The organism is Acrocarpospora sp. B8E8, assembly GCF_039871605.1.
GTDB classification, from domain to species: Bacteria; Actinomycetota; Actinomycetes; order Streptosporangiales; family Streptosporangiaceae; genus Acrocarpospora; species Acrocarpospora macrocephala.
On sequence record NZ_JBDPLV010000076.1, the window covers coordinates 1 to 16,308 of the forward strand.

Below are 16,308 nucleotides of genomic sequence, written 5' to 3' on the forward strand. Positions count from 1 at the left end.
AGCTGGCTTTGAGGGAACCTCGGGCGGCGGGGTCGCGACCGTCAGGGCCGGCTGGCGCGCGGGCGTGATGAGGGGGTAAGGAGGGGGCGGGGTCGGCGGGCGAACAAGCGGGGCAACCAGCGGGGGAATCGGCGGGGGAATCGGCGGCGAGAGAGGTGGCGGCACGGTGGCCGGGAAGCAGCACCGCACCTGAGGTCATCATCGCGGACCACCTCCTGTCGTGAATCGACCGGCCGACCTACTGCCAGGATATCGCTCACACGTTCGACTTGCAACTCTATGTAGTCGTTTATGTGCGGATTGTCGTGATGGGAAGGCGTGAACGCAGCCGCAACGCCGTCAACCCATCGTGAAGCTGCGCGTGCTCGGCTAAGGGCGGCCATCCGTGAGTTCCCTGTTCCTCCTCGGACTCTGCCTGCCCCCGCCGTCGCCGTGTTCGCGGTTGTCCCACCCACCCAGCACTTTGTTTTCCCTCGGGCTCCGCCCGCCCTCGCCGTCGCTGTGATTGCCCGGAGGGAGTAGGTGTTATGGCACGGTGGGTGACTGAAATGACCGGCTCCCCGGACAACGGGAACCACCGGCAGCAGAATAGCCAGGACGCCTGGCTGCCCGGCCTGACCGCCTGGCGCGGACGACCGGCAAACCGGAACCATCGGTTCACCCAGACGACCGGCAACCGAATAAACCGGACGATCGGCTGTCCGGCCTGGCCGCCTGGCTCGGGCGACCGGCAAACCGGAACCATCGGACGCCTGGCTGGCCTGGCGGCCGATCGTCTGGTTGTTAGTTCGCCTGGCTGACGGTGGACATGTTGAAGTCGGGGACGCGGATTGGCGGCATGATCGCGCGGGTGAAGTAGTCGTTCCACTCGCGCGGTAGGGTCTGCTCGCTTGTGCCCACCTGGGTGAGGCGGCCGAGTAGGTCCACCGGCGACTCGTTGAAGCGGAAGTTGTTGACCTCGCCGACGACCTCGCCGTGTTCCACCAGGTAGACGCCGTCTCGGGTGAGGCCGGTGAGCAGTAGGGACTGGGGGTCGACCTCGCGGATATACCACAGGCAGGTGAGCAGGAGGCCGCGCTCGGTGTTGGCGATCATGTCCTCCAGCGTGCCGGAACCGGTCGCGCTCTCCATGATCAGGTTGTCGATCTGGGGGGTGGTGTTCAGGCCGGTCAGTTCCGCCGAGTGGCGGGTCTGCACCAGGTTGGCCAGCGTGCCGTCGGAGATCCAGTTCGTGTGGTCCAGCGGCAGCCCGTTGTCGAACACCGACTGCTCGCGGCCCGAGGTGTGCGCGACCGCGAAGTTCACGCACTCCACGCCGGGGTGGCGCGGGTCGCTGAACAGCTGGATGGGCGTGCTGGACAGCTGATCGCCGACCCGGGTGCCGCCGCCCGGCTTGGCGAAGACGGTCCGGCCGTCGGCCGCGTCCCGGGCCCCGGCCGACCAGTAGAGGTAGATCATCAGGTCGGAGACGGCGCCCGGCGGCAGGATCGTCTCGTAACGCCCGGCCGGCAGGTCGACCCGGCGTTTGGCCCAGTCGAGCCGCCGTGCCAGCGTGCCGTCCAGGGCGGCCACGTCCACGTCGGTGAAGTCCTTGGTGGCCACGCCCGCCCAGGCCGAACGGGTCATGTCGGGCGACTTGGCGTTCAGCTCCAGCCGGCCGGTCGGCTGGTCGTAGCGGCGGCGCAGGCCTCCGCTGGTGCCGACGAAGACCGAGTTGACCAGGTGCTCGGCGAACCCGTACAGCTTGCGGCCGGAGGCTTCGGCGGTGGCGAAGGCCTCGCCCAGCGCGGGGGCGAACGCGGAGAACACCTCGATCGAGGTGGGTTCGGCAGGAACCTCCCAGTCGGCCTGGACGAAGCCCTCCACCAGCGGCCTGGCGTCCTCGGACGGCTGCGCGTCCCTGGCCGCCTGGTCGGCGGCGGCGACCACGTCGGCCAGCTGGTCGGGCCGGACGGCGGAGCGGGACACCACGCCCACCCCGGCGCCGGAGATCGAGATCACCGTCAGCCGGGCCGTGCGGGCCACGCCGTTGGTGGTGAGGGTGTTGCCCGCGAAGCGCAGGTTGGCGCTGGAGCCCTCGTCCACGATGACGACGCGGTCGTCCGCCCCCGGCAGCGCGAGCGCGCGTTCAACAGTCTCCTGCGGGGTCACTTGCCACCCTCCTGCACCGTGTTGAGGATCCGGACGTTCCGGAAGCGCGCGGCCGGGCAGCCGTGGCTGACCGGCGCGACCTGGCCGGGCTGGCCCTTGCCGCAGTTGAAGGCGCCGCCCAGCACGTAGGTCTGCGGGCCGCCAACCGCGTCCATGGAGCGCCAGAAGTCGGTCGTGGTGGCCTGGTAGGCCACGTCGCGCAGCTGCCCGGCCAGCTTCCCGCCGGAGATCCGGTAGAAGCGCTGGCCGGTGAACTGGAAGTTGTAGCGCTGCATGTCGATCGACCAGCTCTTGTCGCCCAGCACGTAGATGCCGTTCTCGACCCCGGCGATCAGCTCGTCGGTGGACGGGCCGCCCTCGGCGGGCCGCAGCGAGACGTTGGCCATGCGCTGGATCGGCGGGTGGCCGGGGGAGTCGGCGAAGGCGCAGCCGTTGGAGCGGCCGAAGCCCTTCAGCAGCGCCATCCTGCGGTCGAGCTGGTAGCCGGTCAGGGTGCCGTCGGTGACGATGTCGAACGACTGCGCCCGCACTCCCTCGTCGTCCCAGCCGACCGTGGCCAGGCCGTGCTCGGCGGTCCTGTCGCCGGTCACATTCATGATCTTGGAGCCGTAGGTGAGCTCGCCGAGCTGGTCGAAGGTGGCGAACGAGGTGCCCGCGTAGGCGGCCTCGTAGCCGAGCGCCCGGTCCAGCTCGGTGGCGTGGCCGATCGACTCGTGGATCGTCAGCCACAGGTTGGAGGGGTCGACGACCAGGTCATACTTGCCCGACTCGACCGAGGGAGCGGCCAGCTTCTCGGCCAGCAGGGCGGGCAGCGTGGCCAGTTCCGCGGGGAAGTCCCAGCCCGTTCCGGTCAGGTATTCGTAGCCGCGCCCGACCGGCGGGGCCAGCGTGCGCATGTCGTCGAAGCGCTCGCCGTCTCCCTTCATCGCGGTCAGCTGCGGATGCACCCGGACCCGCTGCTGGGTGGTCACCGTGCCCGCCGAGTCGGCGTAGAACTTCTGCTCCTTGACCTGCATCAGCGAGGCGGACACGTGATCGACCTGGCCGAGCAGGCCGCCCGACCACTCGCCCAGCAGCTCCACCTTCTCGCGCAACGGCACGTCGAACGGATCCACGTCGTAGGCCGACACCCAGGTGACATCCGCATACACCGGCTCGGGGGCCAGCTCGACCGGCTCCCGGTTGATCGGCGCGCTCACCTCGGCCACCTGCACCGCCTGCTCGGCCACCGCGACGGCGGCCTCCGGCGTGAGCGCGATCCCGGCGGCGAACCCCCAGGTCCCGTTCTTCACCACCCGCACGGCGAAGCCGAGGTCATCGGCGTCGATGGAGCCCTCCAGCCGCGCGTCGAACAGGCGCAGCGTCTCCGCACGCACCCGCTCCACACGAAAAGCCGCATACTCGGCACCCAGTTCACGGGCCCGATTGAGCGCGGCATCGGCCAGCCGCCGGAGCGGCAGGGCGAGAAAATCCGGATCGATCTGACGCATGCGCCCGATCCTAGCGACGCCCTCCGACAATCCCCACCGGGCCTCCACCCACCCCGGACCGACGGCCACCCACCCCGGACCGACGGCCACCCACCCCGGACCGACGGCCACCCACCCCGGACCGACGGCCGACCAAGCCGCGATCCGAAGCGGACCCGGCTGCCGATCCGGCACTGGCCCAGCCCCGACACGCCTGTGATCCGCCCCAGATCCCGCTTCCGATCCGGCGCTGGTCCAGCCCCGACACGCCCGTGGTCCGCTCCAGATCCGGGCGCGATTGCGCCGCGATTGTGCCGCGACTGGCCGAAGTCCACCACGCCGGACCTGTGATCTTGTCTCGTGCGGACAAGCCGTTACCGCTTGGTAGCCGATAGCGTCGGAGCATGGCTCGTTCTGTACTCGTCACTGGCGGCAACCGTGGCATCGGTCTCGCGATCGCCCGCGAACTCGCGGCGACCGGCGATGCCGTCGCCGTCACCCATCGTTCCGGCGAACCCCCGGAAGGGCTGTTCGGCGTCCGCTGTGACGTCACCAGCCAGGCCGACGTCGACGCGGCCTTCGACAAGGCCGAGGCGCAGCACGGCCCGGTCGAGGTGGTCGTCGCCAACGCGGGCATCACCAAGGACACGCTGCTGGCGATGATGAAGGAGGAGACCTTCACCGACGTCATCGACACCAACCTGACCGGCGCCTACCGGGTGGCCAAGCGCGCCGTCCGGCCGATGCTGCGCCTCAGGCGCGGGCGGATCATCCTGATCTCCTCGGTGGTCGGCCTGCTCGGCTCGGCCGGTCAGGCCAACTACGCCGCCTCCAAGGCCGGTCTGGTCGGCTTCGGCCGCTCGCTCGCTCGCGAGCTGGCCTCCCGCAACATCACGGTCAACGTCATCGCCCCCGGCTTCGTGGAGAGCGACATGACCGCGCAGCTCACCGAGGAGCAGCAGCAGCTGATTCGCAAGCAGATCCCGCTCGGCCGGCAGGCGCACGCGGCCGAGATCGCGAGGGTCGTCCGGTTCGTGGCCAGTGACGACGCCTCCTACATCACCGGCGCGGTCATCCCCGTCGACGGCGGCCTCGGCATGGGCCATTAGGAATGGGCCGGCCGGGGCAGCGGGGCAGCAGGCCGCCGTCTCGGCATGGGTCATTTGGGACGGCCCGCTATCCAGCGCCGTGGACGCCGGGCGACCGGCTGCCGTCTCAGCATGGACCATTAGGGAACTGGCCACTAGGAACGGGTCATTAGGAATGGGGCACTAGGACATGGGAATTCTCGACGGCAAACGGCTGCTCGTCACCGGCGTGCTCACCGACGCGTCCATCGCGTTCAGCGTGGCAAAGCTGGCCCAGGAGGAGGGCGCCACCCTGGTGCTGACCGGTTTCGGCCGGTTGAGCCTGGTGGAGCGGATCGCCAAGCGGCTGCCCAAGCCGCCGCCGGTGATCGAGCTCGACGTGCAGAACACCGAGCACCTCGACACGCTGGCCGACCGGGTCGGCGAGCATCTGGACGGTCTGGACGGCGTGGTGCACTCGATCGGCTTCGCGCCGCAGAGCTGCCTGGGCGGCAACTTCCTCAACACCCCGTGGGAGGACGTGGCCACCGCCCTGCATGTCTCCACTTACTCCTACAAGTCGCTGGCCGTCGCCTGCCTGCCCCTGATGAAGGGGGGCAGCGGGGCGATCGTCGGCCTCGACTTCGACGCCACCAAGGCGTGGCCGGTGTACGACTGGATGGGCGTCGCCAAGGCCGGTCTGGAGTCGGCCAACCGCTACCTCGCCCGGGACCTCGGCAAGCACGGCATCCGGGTCAACCTGGTCGCGGCCGGACCGCTCCGCACGATGGCCGCCAAGAGCATCCCCGGCTTCCAGGAGTTCGAGGATAGCTGGCCCGACAAAGCCCCCCTCGGCTGGGACCTCGCCGACACCGTCCCCGCCGCCAAGGCCTGCCTGGCCCTGCTCTCCGACTGGTTCCCCGCCACCACCGGCGAGATCGTCCACGTCGACGGCGGCGTCCACGCCATCGGCGCCTGACACGACTCCACCAAGCCCCGGCAGGGCGGCGCCTCAAGCCAGACCGTGCTCCGGGTCAGGTGGTGCTTCAAGCCACTGGGTCGGGCGTGCTTCAGGCCACGACCATGCGTCAAGCCAGGCGGTGCTTCAAGCCAGACGGTGCTCCGGGTCAGGTGGTGCTTCAAGCCACTGGGTCGGGCGTGCTTCAGGCCACGACCATGCGTCAAGCCAGGTGGTGCTTCAAGCCACTGGGTCGGGCGTGCTTCAGGCCACGACCATGCGTCAAGCCAGGCGGTGCTTCAAGCCAGACGGTGCTCCGGGTCAGGTGGTGTTTCAGGCCAGGCGGTGATGGCGGCCGGTGGTCATGGGCAGGCCGGACAGTGGCAGGCCGTCCGGTTCGTCCTTTTTCTCGCGTGCGCGCCGGGAGGCGACCACGCGGGTGGCCAGCACCGCCGACAGCAGCAGCACCGCCGTCAGCGCGGTGCCCACCGGGTCGTACGGCTGGCGCGGCCGGGCGGAAGCCCCCCGCGTCTCGCCGGTCAGCGCCGGGACGAGCTGCCCGGGCCACAGCAGCGGCACCTCGGCGTCCTCGATCCTGATGACCATCCCGTCGCCGTCGGGCTCGCCAGACGGGACGGGATCGCCGTCGCCGTCCTCGAGGAACTGCGGGCGGTTCTCCGGCGGCTTGGGAGGGTCGGTCGGAAGCGTGCCGCCCCCGGAGTCGGATTCCGACGCGGTGGGCCGCGGCTTGGGCGACTTGCTGGCCCGGGGCCGGGGCTGCGTCGACGGCTTCTCGTCGCACTCGGGACCGGCCAGCAACGGCAGGCAGACGGCGCGCACGGTCTCGCCCAGGCCGCCGCTATGGCTAGGCGGAGTGGAGGGGGTCGAGCTCTCCGGCGAGCCGCCGCTCGGCGTGGGGGCAGGGCTGGCACTGACCGTGCGGCCCGCGTTGCCCGCGCCGTTGGTCACCCCGCTCACCGTGCTGTCCAGCGTGTCGGTGACCGTGGACAGCGTGCCGCCGGTCACCCCGTCCACCACGTCGGTGACCCCGTCCACCACCTGACACAGGCTGTTGGCGACCCCCGAGAGCGGCCCTTGGGAGTTGCAGTCGGCCGCCCGCGCGGACCCCGCCGCCAGCAGAGGTATTCCCCCGCCGAGCGCGAGCGCCAGCGCACCGGCGGAGATGGCGGACGCGCGACGTCCCATCCCCATAGAAAGTCCCTCCCCACCCCAATAAGCGCAACGCTTACTTGGTTCTCTCAAGTTTTTCCGGCGCGCCAGCGAATTCCGCAGAAAGTTGCGATTCGGTATCGATGCGTAATACGCGAGGCCCCCTCTCGTTTCCCCCAAGGCCGGGCGGGACTCAGGACGACACGTCGTCCAGGGCTTCCCTGATCTCCCACGGGAGGGTGAGCTTCTCGGACTGGAGCACGCCGAGCAGCTGGGCATGGGTGCGCGCGCCGACGATGGCGGCCGACACGCCCGGGCGGTCCCGGATCCAGGAAAGGGCGACGGCGAGCGGGGAGACGCCCAGGCCCTCGGCGGCGGTGGTCACCGATTCGACGATGCGGCGGGAACGTTCGTCCAGGTACGGCTGGACGAAGTCGGCGAAATGCGGGGTCGCGGCCCGGGAGTCGGCGGGGATGCCGGTGCGGTACTTGCCGGTGAGCACGCCCCGGCCCAGCGGGGACCAGGCCAGGACCCCCGCGCCCACGTGGGCGGCGGCGGGGAGCAGCTCGTCCTCGGCCTCACGGGCGACCAGGGAGTATTCGACCTGCGCGGAGACCAGGGGGGCCCGGCCCGGGACGCCGCGCTGCCAGGTCCCGGCCGCGGCCAGCTGCCAGCCGGTGTAGTTGCAGACGCCGGCGTAAGCCGTACGGCCGGAGGAGACCGCCGTGTCGACGGCGGCGAGCGTCTCGTCCAGGGGGACGTCGGGGTCGAAGGCGTGTAACTGCCACAGGTCGATCTCGTCCAGGCCGAGCCGGTCGAGGGAGGCGTCCAGGGCGCGGATGAGGTGGCGGCGGGAGCCGTCCTTGCCGCCGGGGGTGAGCACCGCCTTGGTGGCGACGATCAGGTCGGCGCGCGGGACCACCTCGGCTAACAGGCGGCCGATCAGGCGTTCGGCGTCACCTCCGGCATACACGTCGGCGGTGTCGATCAGCGTGCCGCCCGCGTCGGCGAACGCGGTGAGCTGAGCCGTCGCCTCCTCGGCGCCGGTGTCGCGAGCCCAGGTCATCGTGCCCAGACCGATCCGGGACACAGAGAGCCCGCTGCGCCCGACAAATCGCTGATCCATTGTGAGCCAGAGTATCGCGTCGAAGGCTCTAAGCTGGCCGATCGTGGACGTTCTCCAGGCCATCGTGCTGGGCATCGTGCAAGGACTCACCGAGTTTCTGCCGATCTCCAGCTCCGCGCATCTGCTCATCGTGCCCAAGCTGCTGAACTGGCCCGACCCGGGGGCCGCCTTCACCGCGGTGATCCAGCTCGGCACCATGCTGGCGGTGCTGCTGTTCTTCTGGCGCGACATCGTGCGGATCAGCTGGGCCTGGCTGCGCAGCCTGCGGGACAAGGAGCTGCGCGACACCCTGGACGCCCGGATGGGGTGGTACATCATCCTGGGCACGATCCCGATCTCGGTGGCCGGGCTGCTGTTCGCCGACCTGATCGAGGGCCCGGCCCGCAACCTGTGGCTGAACGCGAGCATGCTGATCGTGTTCGGCCTGATCCTGCTGGTGGCCGAGCAGTGGGGGTCCAAGCGCAAGCAGATCGAGGACCTGACGCTGAAGGACGGCCTGATCATCGGCGCCTGGCAGATGCTGCCGCTGATCCCCGGCGCGTCCCGCTCGGGGTCCACGCTGACCGGCGCGATGTTCCTCGGCTACACCCGCGAGGCGGCCGCCCGCTACTCCTTCCTGCTGTCCATCCCGGCGGTCGTGCTGTCCGGCATCTTCGAGATGCGCCACGTCGGCGACGGCGGCGGCCCGCCGCTGGTGCCGACGATCATCTGCACCGTCGTCTCCTTCATCGTCGGGTACGCCTCCATCGCCTGGCTGCTCAAATGGGTGGCCAAGCACTCCACCAACATCTTCGTCGTCTACCGCGTGTTCGCCGGGTCGCTGCTGCTGACGCTGCTGTCGCTCGGCGTGATCACCGCATGAGCACGCTCCTGCTGCTGCGGCACGGGCTGACCGAACTCACCGGCCCGGTCCTGGCCGGGCGCACCCCGGGCGTGCACCTGGACGAGCGCGGCCGGGAGCAGGCGGACCGGGTCGCGGAGCGGCTGGCCGGGATAGCGCTCGACGCGATCGTCTCCAGCCCGCTGGAGCGCTGCCGGGAGACCGCCCAGGCGGTCGCCGCCGGGCGAGGGCTGGAGATCCACAGCGATGAGCGGTTCATCGAGTGCGGCTACGGCGAGTGGACCGGGCGGAAGCTCGCCGAACTGGCCAAGGAGCCCCTCTGGCAGGTCGTGCAGGCGCACCCGAGCGCGGTCGTCTTCCCCGGCGGGGAGGCGCTGGCGACCGTGCAGCACCGCGCGGTGCAGGCCGTACGCGACTGGAACGAGCGGCTGGGGGAGAAGGCGACCTATCTGGTCTGCAGCCACGGCGATGTGATCAAGGCGATCGTGGCGGACGCGATGGGCATCCATCTGGACCAGTTCCAGCGCGTCACAGCGGACCCGGCTTCGGTCACAATCATCCGATACACCCCCATACGCCCCTTCTTGCTCAAACTTAACGAGACCGGAAATATCGCTCTGCCTGAACAGGGTTCGGCGGACAAAGATGGGGGAGAAAACATCACCGGGAGCGATGCCGCCGTCGGCGGCGGAGCTGGGACCACGTAGGGTCTGCTTATGCCGGTCTTCGACTACGATCCGCCAGACAGGTTCGTGGCCGGTGCCGTGGGGCAACCGGGCGCGCGAACCTTCTTTCTGCAGGCCCGGGGGCAGGGCAGGGTCACGACGGTCTCGCTGGAGAAGTTTCAGGTGGCGGTGCTGGCCGATCGTCTGGACGAGCTGCTCGACGAGGTGCTGCGCCGCAGCGGCGGGCGGGCCCCCGTCCCGGCCGCGGCCTCCGCCGAGCTCGCCGACATGGCCCCGCTGGAGATGCCGATCGACGAGGAGTTCCGGGTGGGCACGATGGCGCTGGCCTGGGACCCGGAGACCGCCCAGGTGATCATCGAGGCGCAGGAGGCGACCGCTGAGGACGACGAGGAGGAGGACCCGCTCTTCGCCGACCCGGATCGTCCCGCGCCGGCCGTGCTCCGGGTCCGGATCAGCCCCGCCCTCGCCCGCGCGTTCAGCCGCCGGGCCCTCGACGTGGTGGCGGCGGGCCGCCCGCCCTGCCCGCTCTGCGGCCAGCCGCTGGACGCGGAGGGCCACATCTGTGTTCGTCTCAACGGTCACCACCCCGGGGGTTTGACTGCATGACAGCGGAGAGCGCCGAGGAAGGCCCGGGTCTCGACGACGCCGCGGCCATGCGCCTGCTGCGCGAAGGCAGGCTGGAGGTGGCCGGCCGGCTGGTCGAGGCCACCAACATGACGCTCTACTGCACGATCAGCCAGGGCGAGCAACTCGCCGCGTGCGTCTACAAACCGGTCCGCGGGGAGCGGCCGTTGTGGGATTTTCCGGACGGCACGCTGGCCGCCCGCGAGGTGGCCGCCTACGAGGTGGCCGCGGCCACGGGCTGGCGCCTGGTGCCGCCCACCGTGTACCGGGACGGGCCGTTCGGGCCCGGCATGGTGCAGCTGTGGATCGACGCCGACCCGGAGGCCGACCTGATGGCGCTGGTGCGCAGCCGCCAGCCCGCGCTGCGCCGGATGGCGGTGTACGACGCGGTCGTCAACAACGCCGACCGCAAGGCGGGCCACCTGCTGCCGCTGACGGACGGGCACATCTACGGGGTGGATCACGGGGTCTGCTTCTCGGAGGAGGGCAAGCTGCGGACCGTGCTGTGGCAGTGGCGGGGCAAGCCGCTGCCGCGCGAGGCGGTGAGCGTGCTGGTGACGCTGGAGCGGGAGATAGAAAGGGGACGCCTGGGGCGCAGGTTGCGCGAACTGCTCACGGTCGCCGAGGTCGAGGCGACCTGGAACCGGGTAAGGAAACTCCTGGACACCGGCGTTCACCCCTACCCCTCGGAGGACTGGCCGGCCATCCCCTGGCCGCCGATCTAGACGGGCCACACTATTTCGGGCACTCTGCATGAGTCTCTACCGATAATGGAGGGAACGGGCATTGTGTACGGTGATCGTGAGTGTCGAACCCGACGCGGAGGTGCCGGTCCTGCTGGCCGGGGTACGCGATGAGTTCGTGGCCCGGCCGTGGATGTCGCCGGGGGCGTACTGGCCGGAGCATCCGGGGCTGATCGGTGGCAGGGATCTGCTGGCGGGTGGCACGTGGCTGGCGGTGAATCCGGCGGCGCGGCGAGTGGCGGCGTTGCTCAACGGCCAGGGTCGTCCGGCGGGTCTGGATGTCCGGTTGACTCGAGGTGATCTGCCGCTGCTGGCGGCGGACGCGGGCGAGATGCCGCACGTGGATTTGTCGAGGTATGACCCTTTCTACCTGGTCGTTGCCGGGTTGGATGGTGTGCGGTTGTGGACCTGGAACGGGGAGCGGATCGCTGAGGAGAAGCTGCCGCGCGGGCTGCATGTGATCGTCAACGCCGGCATGCCGGGGGAGGATGAGAACGCGCGGGTCGGATATTTCCGGCCGAGGTTCGCGCGGGCGGCGCGGCCGGAGCGGGTGACCGGGGGAGCGCCGGACCGGTTCTGGGGCGACTGGCTGGAGCTGGCCAGTGGCGACGGCGTGCCCGCCGATGATCCGCGCGCTCTGCTGGTGCACCACGAGGTCGGGGAGCGGCGCGTCTACGCGAGCCTGTCGGTCACGCTGGTGGCGCTCGCCGAGAACGGCGTGCGTTACGACTTCCTGCCGTTTCCCGAGGATCCGCGGACCTGGCACACCGTGGAGATACCGGCTGAGGGGCGCGGATAGGCTCGGGTCATGCGATCGTGGCCTGCACCGAACATCCCGCGGCTACCCGGTTCCGGGCGCCCCCTGCACCTGTACGACACCGCCGCGCGACAGGTCTCAGCGACAACTCCCGACGGCGAAGCCCGGATGTATGTCTGCGGCATCACCCCCTACGACGCCACCCATCTCGGCCACGCCACCACCTATCTCGCGTTCGACCTGGTCAACCGGGTCTGGCGGGACGCGGGCCACGAGGTGCACTACACCCAGAACACCACGGACGTGGACGACCCGCTGCTCGAACGCGCCGAGCAGACCGGGGTGGACTGGCGGGAGCTCGCGGAGGACCAGATCGAGCTCTACCGCTCCGACATGGCGGCGCTGCGGATCATCCCGCCGCGCGAGTACGTCGGGGTGACCGAGGTGGTCGGCCAGGTGGCCGAGCTGATCGAGCGGCTCGGGGACGCCGTCTACCGGGTGGACGGCGACGTCTACTTCGCCCGCTCGGCCGCGCCCAAGTTCGGGGCCGTGTCCGGTTACGGCGAGGAGCGGATGCTGGAGCTGTTCGCCGAGCGTGGCGGCGACCCGGGCCGGCCGGGCAAACGTGACCCGCTGGACTGGCTGCTGTGGCGGGCTGAACGTCCGGGAGAGCCGTCGTGGCCGTCCCCTTTCGGTCCAGGGCGGCCGGGGTGGCACATCGAGTGCACCGCGATCGCGCTGAACAATCTGGGCAGCGGCTTCGATGTCGCGGGCGGGGGATCCGATCTGGTGTTCCCGCATCATGAGATGGGCGCGAGCGAAGGGCATGTGGCGACCGGTGAGTGGCCGTTCGCGCGGGCGTACGTGCACGCGGGCATGGTCGGCCTGGACGGCGAGAAGATGTCCAAGTCCCGGGGCAACCTCGTCTTCGTCTCCAAGCTCCGGCAGAGCCACGACCCCATGGCGGTACGGCTCGCGCTCCTCGCCCACCACTACCGCGCCGACTGGGAGTGGACCCCCGCCGACCTCACCCGCGCCGAGGCCCGCCTGTCCCGCTGGCGCACCGCCGTCGCCCGCCCGTCGGGCCCGGCTGGACTCGCCCTTCTCGACCAGGTACGCGAACGTATGGCCGACGATCTGGACGCCCCAGGCGCGCTGGCGGCCATCGACGAATGGGCGTCGAACGAGGGCACCGACCCCGACGCCCCAAACCTCGTCCGCGACACCGCCGACGCCCTCCTCGGGATCGCTTTGTAGGGTTGCTCGCCGTTATCCGGCGCCGTTCACCACCGCGTCACCTCTCGCCGCACCGGCGCCAAAAGCGCCTGTGGCCGGTGGGCGAGCTTCACCGGAGTAAAGAGCGATGCGCCCTAGTTCCGTGCCCTCCGCGGCGCAGCCCGTCGATGAGCTTCGCTGGCGTCAAGCGGGCCTGCGCCTGATGAGTGGGCTTGGGCGGTCGGCAGTCCGTGGGTGATCTTCGCGGGCGGCGGCCTGCGGTCGGTGAGTGGGCTTGGGTGGTGTCCAGGGCGGCGGAGTCCGAGGGTGAGTTTCGTCGGCGTCAGATGGGCCCTGCGGCCGGTAGCTGGGCTTCTCCGGCGCTAGGAGCATCTGAGTGGGCTTCGCTGGCGTCGGGCGGGCCGGCGGCTGGTGACTGAGGTCCATCGGCGTCAAGGGAATCCGCGGTCGGTGAGCGGGCTTCGGTGGCGTCGGGCGCGCCTGCCGCCGGTGTGTGGGTTTGGGTGGTGTCTGAGGTTGGCTGGTGGGGTTCGGGGATGTGGTCGTTGGGGCCGACTGTGGGGCCGTGGTCGAAGTAGTGGGCGGGGGCGGGGAGGGGGCCCCAGTCGGTGAGGCGGTACCTGTAGTAGGACTGGTAGCCGCGGTCGAGGCGTTGGGTGACTTTTTCGCGGATTTCGGGGAGGAGTTCGTAGAGTTTGTCGCCGGGGCAGGACGTGGCGTTGACGTCGCGGTGGCCGATGATGGCGGTGTCGGGTTCCAGTTCGTAGTGCCAGCAGAGCCAGGCGAGCAGGCGGAGCAGGGCGTCCACGGCGCGCTGGGGCGGCAGTTCCTCCATGTAGGTGCCCTCGGTCTCGATGCCGAGCGTGTGGCGGTTGTGGTCGGCGGCCTGGGCTCCGACCACGTGCCGCCAGCGCCGGACGGCGCGCATCGTGCGGTTGCGGCCCTCCATGACGTGGCCGCCGCGGCTGATGGTGAACTGCTCGCCGATGTCGTCCCAGCCGTTGTGGCGCATGTGGTAGCGCTGGATGGCGCGCGACAGCCCGAAGGCCGCCTTCAGGCTGGTCTCATCGTGGTTCAGCGTGGCCGTGTGGTGCACGATCAGCTTGTCGGGGACGCGGTTGAGCACCACGGCCTTGGATTTCGGCGGGCGGGCCTCCCATTCCTCACGGAGATATATTCGCGGCGGCCTCGGTATGGCCGCCGGTGCGGCCGAGGCCTCGGCGGGAGCGGTGAGGAGCACCGCTCCGGCCAGCCCTCCGCCGATCGTCAGGAACGATCTGCGTGCGACGGACATGGTGGCGACCTCCCGAGTGATGTGGAACCTCGGGGACCCCACACGTCACGGGAGGCCGTCCACCAGTGCCTATCCCCAGCCCGGAGATCGGTTACCCTCCGTAACCGATACGCGTCGTATTTCCGTAATCTCCCGGTGCGGTCAGACGCGGGCCAGGAAACGTTCGCGTTCCTCCGGGGCCAGGTGGTCGCTGAAGAGCACACCGTCGAGGTGGTCCACCTCGTGCTGGAGCACCCGCGCGAGCATGCCGATGGCGCGGACCGTGACCGGCTTGCCGTACATGTCGCGGCCGCGCGCGACGACGGAGAAGGAGCGCTCCAACGGCCACCACACGCCGGGGGCCGACAGGCAGGCCTCGTCGGCGACGATGCGGCGCTCGGACAGCTCCAGGCGCGGGTTGACCACGTGGCCCGCCTTGCCGTCGTAGTCGAAGGCCACCACCCGCAGCGGCAGGCCCAGCTGCGGCGCGGCCAGACCCGCCCGGCCCGCGCCCGCCCGCATGGTGAGGGTCAGCGCCTTCACCACATCGCGCAGCGCGCGGTCGAAGACGGTGACCGGTTCGGCCACTCCGCGCAGCACCGGATCGGTGAAAGGACGAATCTGTCGGGCAGTCATGCACGCTCCCCGCGGCGACGGCGACACCGGTTCTGGAATTCCCCGCCGCGGACTTCGCCAACCCTGGTTAATTCCATGTTGCCGCTGTGCGTCGTATGAGTTGCGTGTTTCCTCGGTGCGTCACACGTAACGGGTGCACCGTTACTAATCGTCAAAGTGCGTAACGGCCGCCGCTTACTTTTCTCGGGACATCCCCCAAGGAAAGGACACGTGATGGCCTGGATCCGTGACTGGCGTCCGGACGACCCCGCGTTCTGGGCGGCGTCCGGCCGCAAGGTCGCCCGCCGCAATCTGATCTTCTCGATCTTCGCCGAGCATCTGGGTTTCACGCTGTGGACGGTGTGGAGCATCGTCGCGGTCAAGCTGGGGGCCTACAAGTTCTCCACCGACCAGCTGTTCTGGATCGTGGCGCTGCCCAACCTGGTCGGCTCCGCGCTGCGCATCCCGTACACCTTCGGCCCGGCCCGGTACGGCGGCCGCAACTTCACCGTGGCGAGCGCCCTGCTGCTGCTGATCCCGGCGGTGCTGCTGGCGGTGGCGGTGAACGATCCGGCGACGCCGTACTGGATGTTCCTGGTGATCGCGGCGACGGCGGGGCTGGGCGGCGGGAACTTCGCCTCCAGCATGGCGAACATCACCTACTTCTATCCGCAGGCCAAGCAGGGGTCGGCGCTCGGGCTGAACGCGGCCGGGGGCAACATCGGGGTGTCGTCGGTGCAGCTGGTGATGCCGCTGGTGATCGGCGGGTTCGGGCTGGCCGCGGCGGGCCTGTTCTGGGTGCCGTTCATCGTGGCGGCGGCCGTCGGGGCGTACTTCTTCATGGACAACCTGAGTTCGGCCAAGGCCGAGCCGAGGGAGATGGCGCGGGCGGCGGGAGATCCGCAGACCTGGGTGATGTCGGTGCTCTACATCGGGACGTTCGGGTCGTTCATCGGGTATTCGACCGCGTTCCCGCTGCTGATCAAGTCGCAGTTCGCGGAGCGCGCGGATCTGATCACGCTGGCCTTCCTGGGGCCGCTGGTCGGCTCGCTCATCCGGCCGCTGGGCGGGTGGCTGTCGGACCGGCTCGGCGGGGCGACGGTGACGCTGTGGAACTTCGTCGCCATGGCGGGCGCGGTGCTGCTGGTCTACGCCGGGCTGGCGCAGCACAACTTCGTGCTGTTCTTCGCGGCCTACATGCTGCTGATCGGCACGGCGGGCGTGGGCAACGGTTCCACCTACCGGATGATCCCGGCGATCTTCCGCGCCAAGGCGGTGGCGGGGCTCGAGCCGGGCACGGATGAGTACGAGGAGGCCGTCCGCGTCGGCAAGCGGGACGCGTCCGCCGCGATCGGGTTCATCTCCGCCATCGGCGCCTTCGGTGGATTTTTCATCAATCGCGGCTTCGGCACCTCGATCGCGTCGACCGGGGGAGCGGGCGCGGCGATCACGGCTTTCGCCATCTTCTACGCGATTTGCTGCGCGCTGACCTGGTTCTGCTACCTGCGCACGGTCGGCGTCCGCCTGGCGCCGAGCCTCGCCGCCGCCCGGGTGTGAGGGTCCTCACCGGTGGCCGGAGGCGATCGTGAGCG

The 16,308-nt window shown here is 70.1% G+C and carries 15 protein-coding genes; 9 read left to right on the forward strand and 6 right to left on the reverse strand.

Annotated elements, in window-relative coordinates:
- Positions 1–783 precede the first annotated feature (783 nt).
- Positions 784–2,151 (reverse strand): metallopeptidase TldD-related protein, encoded by a 1,368-nt coding sequence (locus ABGB08_RS44770; RefSeq protein WP_347603718.1) that lies wholly within the window; start codon positions 2,149–2,151, stop codon positions 784–786.
- Complete coding sequence (locus ABGB08_RS44775; protein WP_155360137.1) at positions 2,148–3,641, reverse strand: TldD/PmbA family protein; 1,494 nt, start codon at positions 3,639–3,641, stop codon at positions 2,148–2,150. The genes ABGB08_RS44770 and ABGB08_RS44775 overlap by 4 nt, the downstream gene beginning before the upstream one ends.
- Positions 3,642–4,024: 383 nt before the next feature.
- On the opposite strand from ABGB08_RS44775, the gene ABGB08_RS44780 reads away from it, so the two are divergent.
- Together ABGB08_RS44780 and fabI are read left to right on the forward strand one after the other, a co-directional pair.
- Positions 4,025–4,729, forward strand: a complete 705-nt coding sequence (locus ABGB08_RS44780; RefSeq protein WP_347603720.1) for a beta-ketoacyl-ACP reductase — start codon at positions 4,025–4,027, stop codon at positions 4,727–4,729.
- A 169-nt stretch (positions 4,730–4,898) separates the two neighbouring features.
- On the forward strand, positions 4,899–5,666 hold the full coding sequence (fabI, locus tag ABGB08_RS44785; protein WP_155350689.1) for an enoyl-ACP reductase FabI: 768 nt from the start codon (positions 4,899–4,901) through the stop codon (positions 5,664–5,666).
- Between the two features lie 312 nt (positions 5,667–5,978).
- Here fabI and ABGB08_RS44790 read toward each other — a convergent pair whose 3' ends face one another.
- Both ABGB08_RS44790 and ABGB08_RS44795 read right to left on the reverse strand, forming a co-directional pair.
- The gene (locus ABGB08_RS44790) at positions 5,979–6,857 is read right to left on the reverse strand and encodes a hypothetical protein (protein ID WP_347603722.1); all 879 of its coding nucleotides are present in this window, start codon (positions 6,855–6,857) and stop codon (positions 5,979–5,981) included.
- A 151-nt stretch (positions 6,858–7,008) separates the two neighbouring features.
- Positions 7,009–7,941, reverse strand: coding sequence for an aldo/keto reductase (locus tag ABGB08_RS44795; protein WP_155360134.1), 933 nt, complete (start codon positions 7,939–7,941; stop codon positions 7,009–7,011).
- Between the two features lie 43 nt (positions 7,942–7,984).
- On the opposite strand from ABGB08_RS44795, the gene ABGB08_RS44800 reads away from it, so the two are divergent.
- The 6 genes from ABGB08_RS44800 to mshC all read left to right on the forward strand — a co-directional run bounded on the left by ABGB08_RS44800 (position 7,985) and on the right by mshC (position 12,849).
- Positions 7,985–8,803, forward strand: a complete 819-nt coding sequence (locus ABGB08_RS44800) for an undecaprenyl-diphosphate phosphatase (RefSeq protein WP_347603724.1) — start codon at positions 7,985–7,987, stop codon at positions 8,801–8,803.
- Positions 8,800–9,489 carry a histidine phosphatase family protein gene (locus tag ABGB08_RS44805; RefSeq protein ID WP_347603726.1) on the forward strand — a complete coding sequence of 230 codons (690 nt, stop codon included), beginning with the start codon at positions 8,800–8,802 and terminating at the stop codon, positions 9,487–9,489. The genes ABGB08_RS44800 and ABGB08_RS44805 overlap by 4 nt, the downstream gene beginning before the upstream one ends.
- A gap of 9 nt (positions 9,490–9,498) precedes the next feature.
- Entirely contained in the window at positions 9,499–10,074 is a 576-nt protein-coding gene (locus ABGB08_RS44810) for a DUF3090 domain-containing protein (RefSeq protein ID WP_347603728.1), read from the forward strand.
- On the forward strand, positions 10,071–10,817 hold the full coding sequence (locus ABGB08_RS44815) for an SCO1664 family protein (RefSeq protein ID WP_155360131.1): 747 nt from the start codon (positions 10,071–10,073) through the stop codon (positions 10,815–10,817). Before ABGB08_RS44810 ends, ABGB08_RS44815 begins: the two co-directional genes overlap by 4 nt.
- A gap of 76 nt (positions 10,818–10,893) precedes the next feature.
- Positions 10,894–11,634 (forward strand): NRDE family protein, encoded by a 741-nt coding sequence (locus tag ABGB08_RS44820; RefSeq protein ID WP_347603731.1) that lies wholly within the window; start codon positions 10,894–10,896, stop codon positions 11,632–11,634.
- A gap of 9 nt (positions 11,635–11,643) precedes the next feature.
- Positions 11,644–12,849 (forward strand): cysteine--1-D-myo-inosityl 2-amino-2-deoxy-alpha-D-glucopyranoside ligase, encoded by a 1,206-nt coding sequence (mshC, locus tag ABGB08_RS44825; protein WP_347603733.1) that lies wholly within the window; start codon positions 11,644–11,646, stop codon positions 12,847–12,849.
- A 301-nt stretch (positions 12,850–13,150) separates the two neighbouring features.
- On the opposite strand, the gene ABGB08_RS44830 is transcribed toward mshC, so the two are convergent.
- Entirely contained in the window at positions 13,151–14,122 is a 972-nt protein-coding gene (locus ABGB08_RS44830; RefSeq protein WP_347603735.1) for an N-acetylmuramoyl-L-alanine amidase, read from the reverse strand.
- Between the two features lie 141 nt (positions 14,123–14,263).
- Positions 14,264–14,737, reverse strand: a complete 474-nt coding sequence (locus tag ABGB08_RS44835; RefSeq protein WP_155360127.1) for a peptide deformylase — start codon at positions 14,735–14,737, stop codon at positions 14,264–14,266.
- Between the two features lie 213 nt (positions 14,738–14,950).
- On the opposite strand from ABGB08_RS44835, the gene ABGB08_RS44840 reads away from it, so the two are divergent.
- Positions 14,951–16,273 (forward strand): MFS transporter, encoded by a 1,323-nt coding sequence (locus tag ABGB08_RS44840; RefSeq protein WP_347603737.1) that lies wholly within the window; start codon positions 14,951–14,953, stop codon positions 16,271–16,273.
- The last annotated feature ends 35 nt before the right edge of the window (positions 16,274–16,308 follow it).

Coding starts and splice junctions, on each gene's coding strand:
- ABGB08_RS44810 (WP_347603728.1), top strand. CDS start 9,499: ATGCCGGTCTTCGACTACGATCCGCCAGACAGGTTCGTGGCCGGTGCC.
- ABGB08_RS44790 (WP_347603722.1), bottom strand. CDS start 6,857: ATGGGGATGGGACGTCGCGCGTCCGCCATCTCCGCCGGTGCGCTGGCG.
- ABGB08_RS44840 (WP_347603737.1), top strand. CDS start 14,951: ATGGCCTGGATCCGTGACTGGCGTCCGGACGACCCCGCGTTCTGGGCG.
- fabI (WP_155350689.1), top strand. CDS start 4,899: ATGGGAATTCTCGACGGCAAACGGCTGCTCGTCACCGGCGTGCTCACC.
- ABGB08_RS44815 (WP_155360131.1), top strand. CDS start 10,071: ATGACAGCGGAGAGCGCCGAGGAAGGCCCGGGTCTCGACGACGCCGCG.
- mshC (WP_347603733.1), top strand. CDS start 11,644: ATGCGATCGTGGCCTGCACCGAACATCCCGCGGCTACCCGGTTCCGGG.
- ABGB08_RS44830 (WP_347603735.1), bottom strand. CDS start 14,122: ATGTCCGTCGCACGCAGATCGTTCCTGACGATCGGCGGAGGGCTGGCC.
- ABGB08_RS44805 (WP_347603726.1), top strand. CDS start 8,800: ATGAGCACGCTCCTGCTGCTGCGGCACGGGCTGACCGAACTCACCGGC.
- ABGB08_RS44795 (WP_155360134.1), bottom strand. CDS start 7,941: ATGGATCAGCGATTTGTCGGGCGCAGCGGGCTCTCTGTGTCCCGGATC.
- ABGB08_RS44775 (WP_155360137.1), bottom strand. CDS start 3,641: ATGCGTCAGATCGATCCGGATTTTCTCGCCCTGCCGCTCCGGCGGCTG.
- ABGB08_RS44835 (WP_155360127.1), bottom strand. CDS start 14,737: ATGACTGCCCGACAGATTCGTCCTTTCACCGATCCGGTGCTGCGCGGA.
- ABGB08_RS44780 (WP_347603720.1), top strand. CDS start 4,025: ATGGCTCGTTCTGTACTCGTCACTGGCGGCAACCGTGGCATCGGTCTC.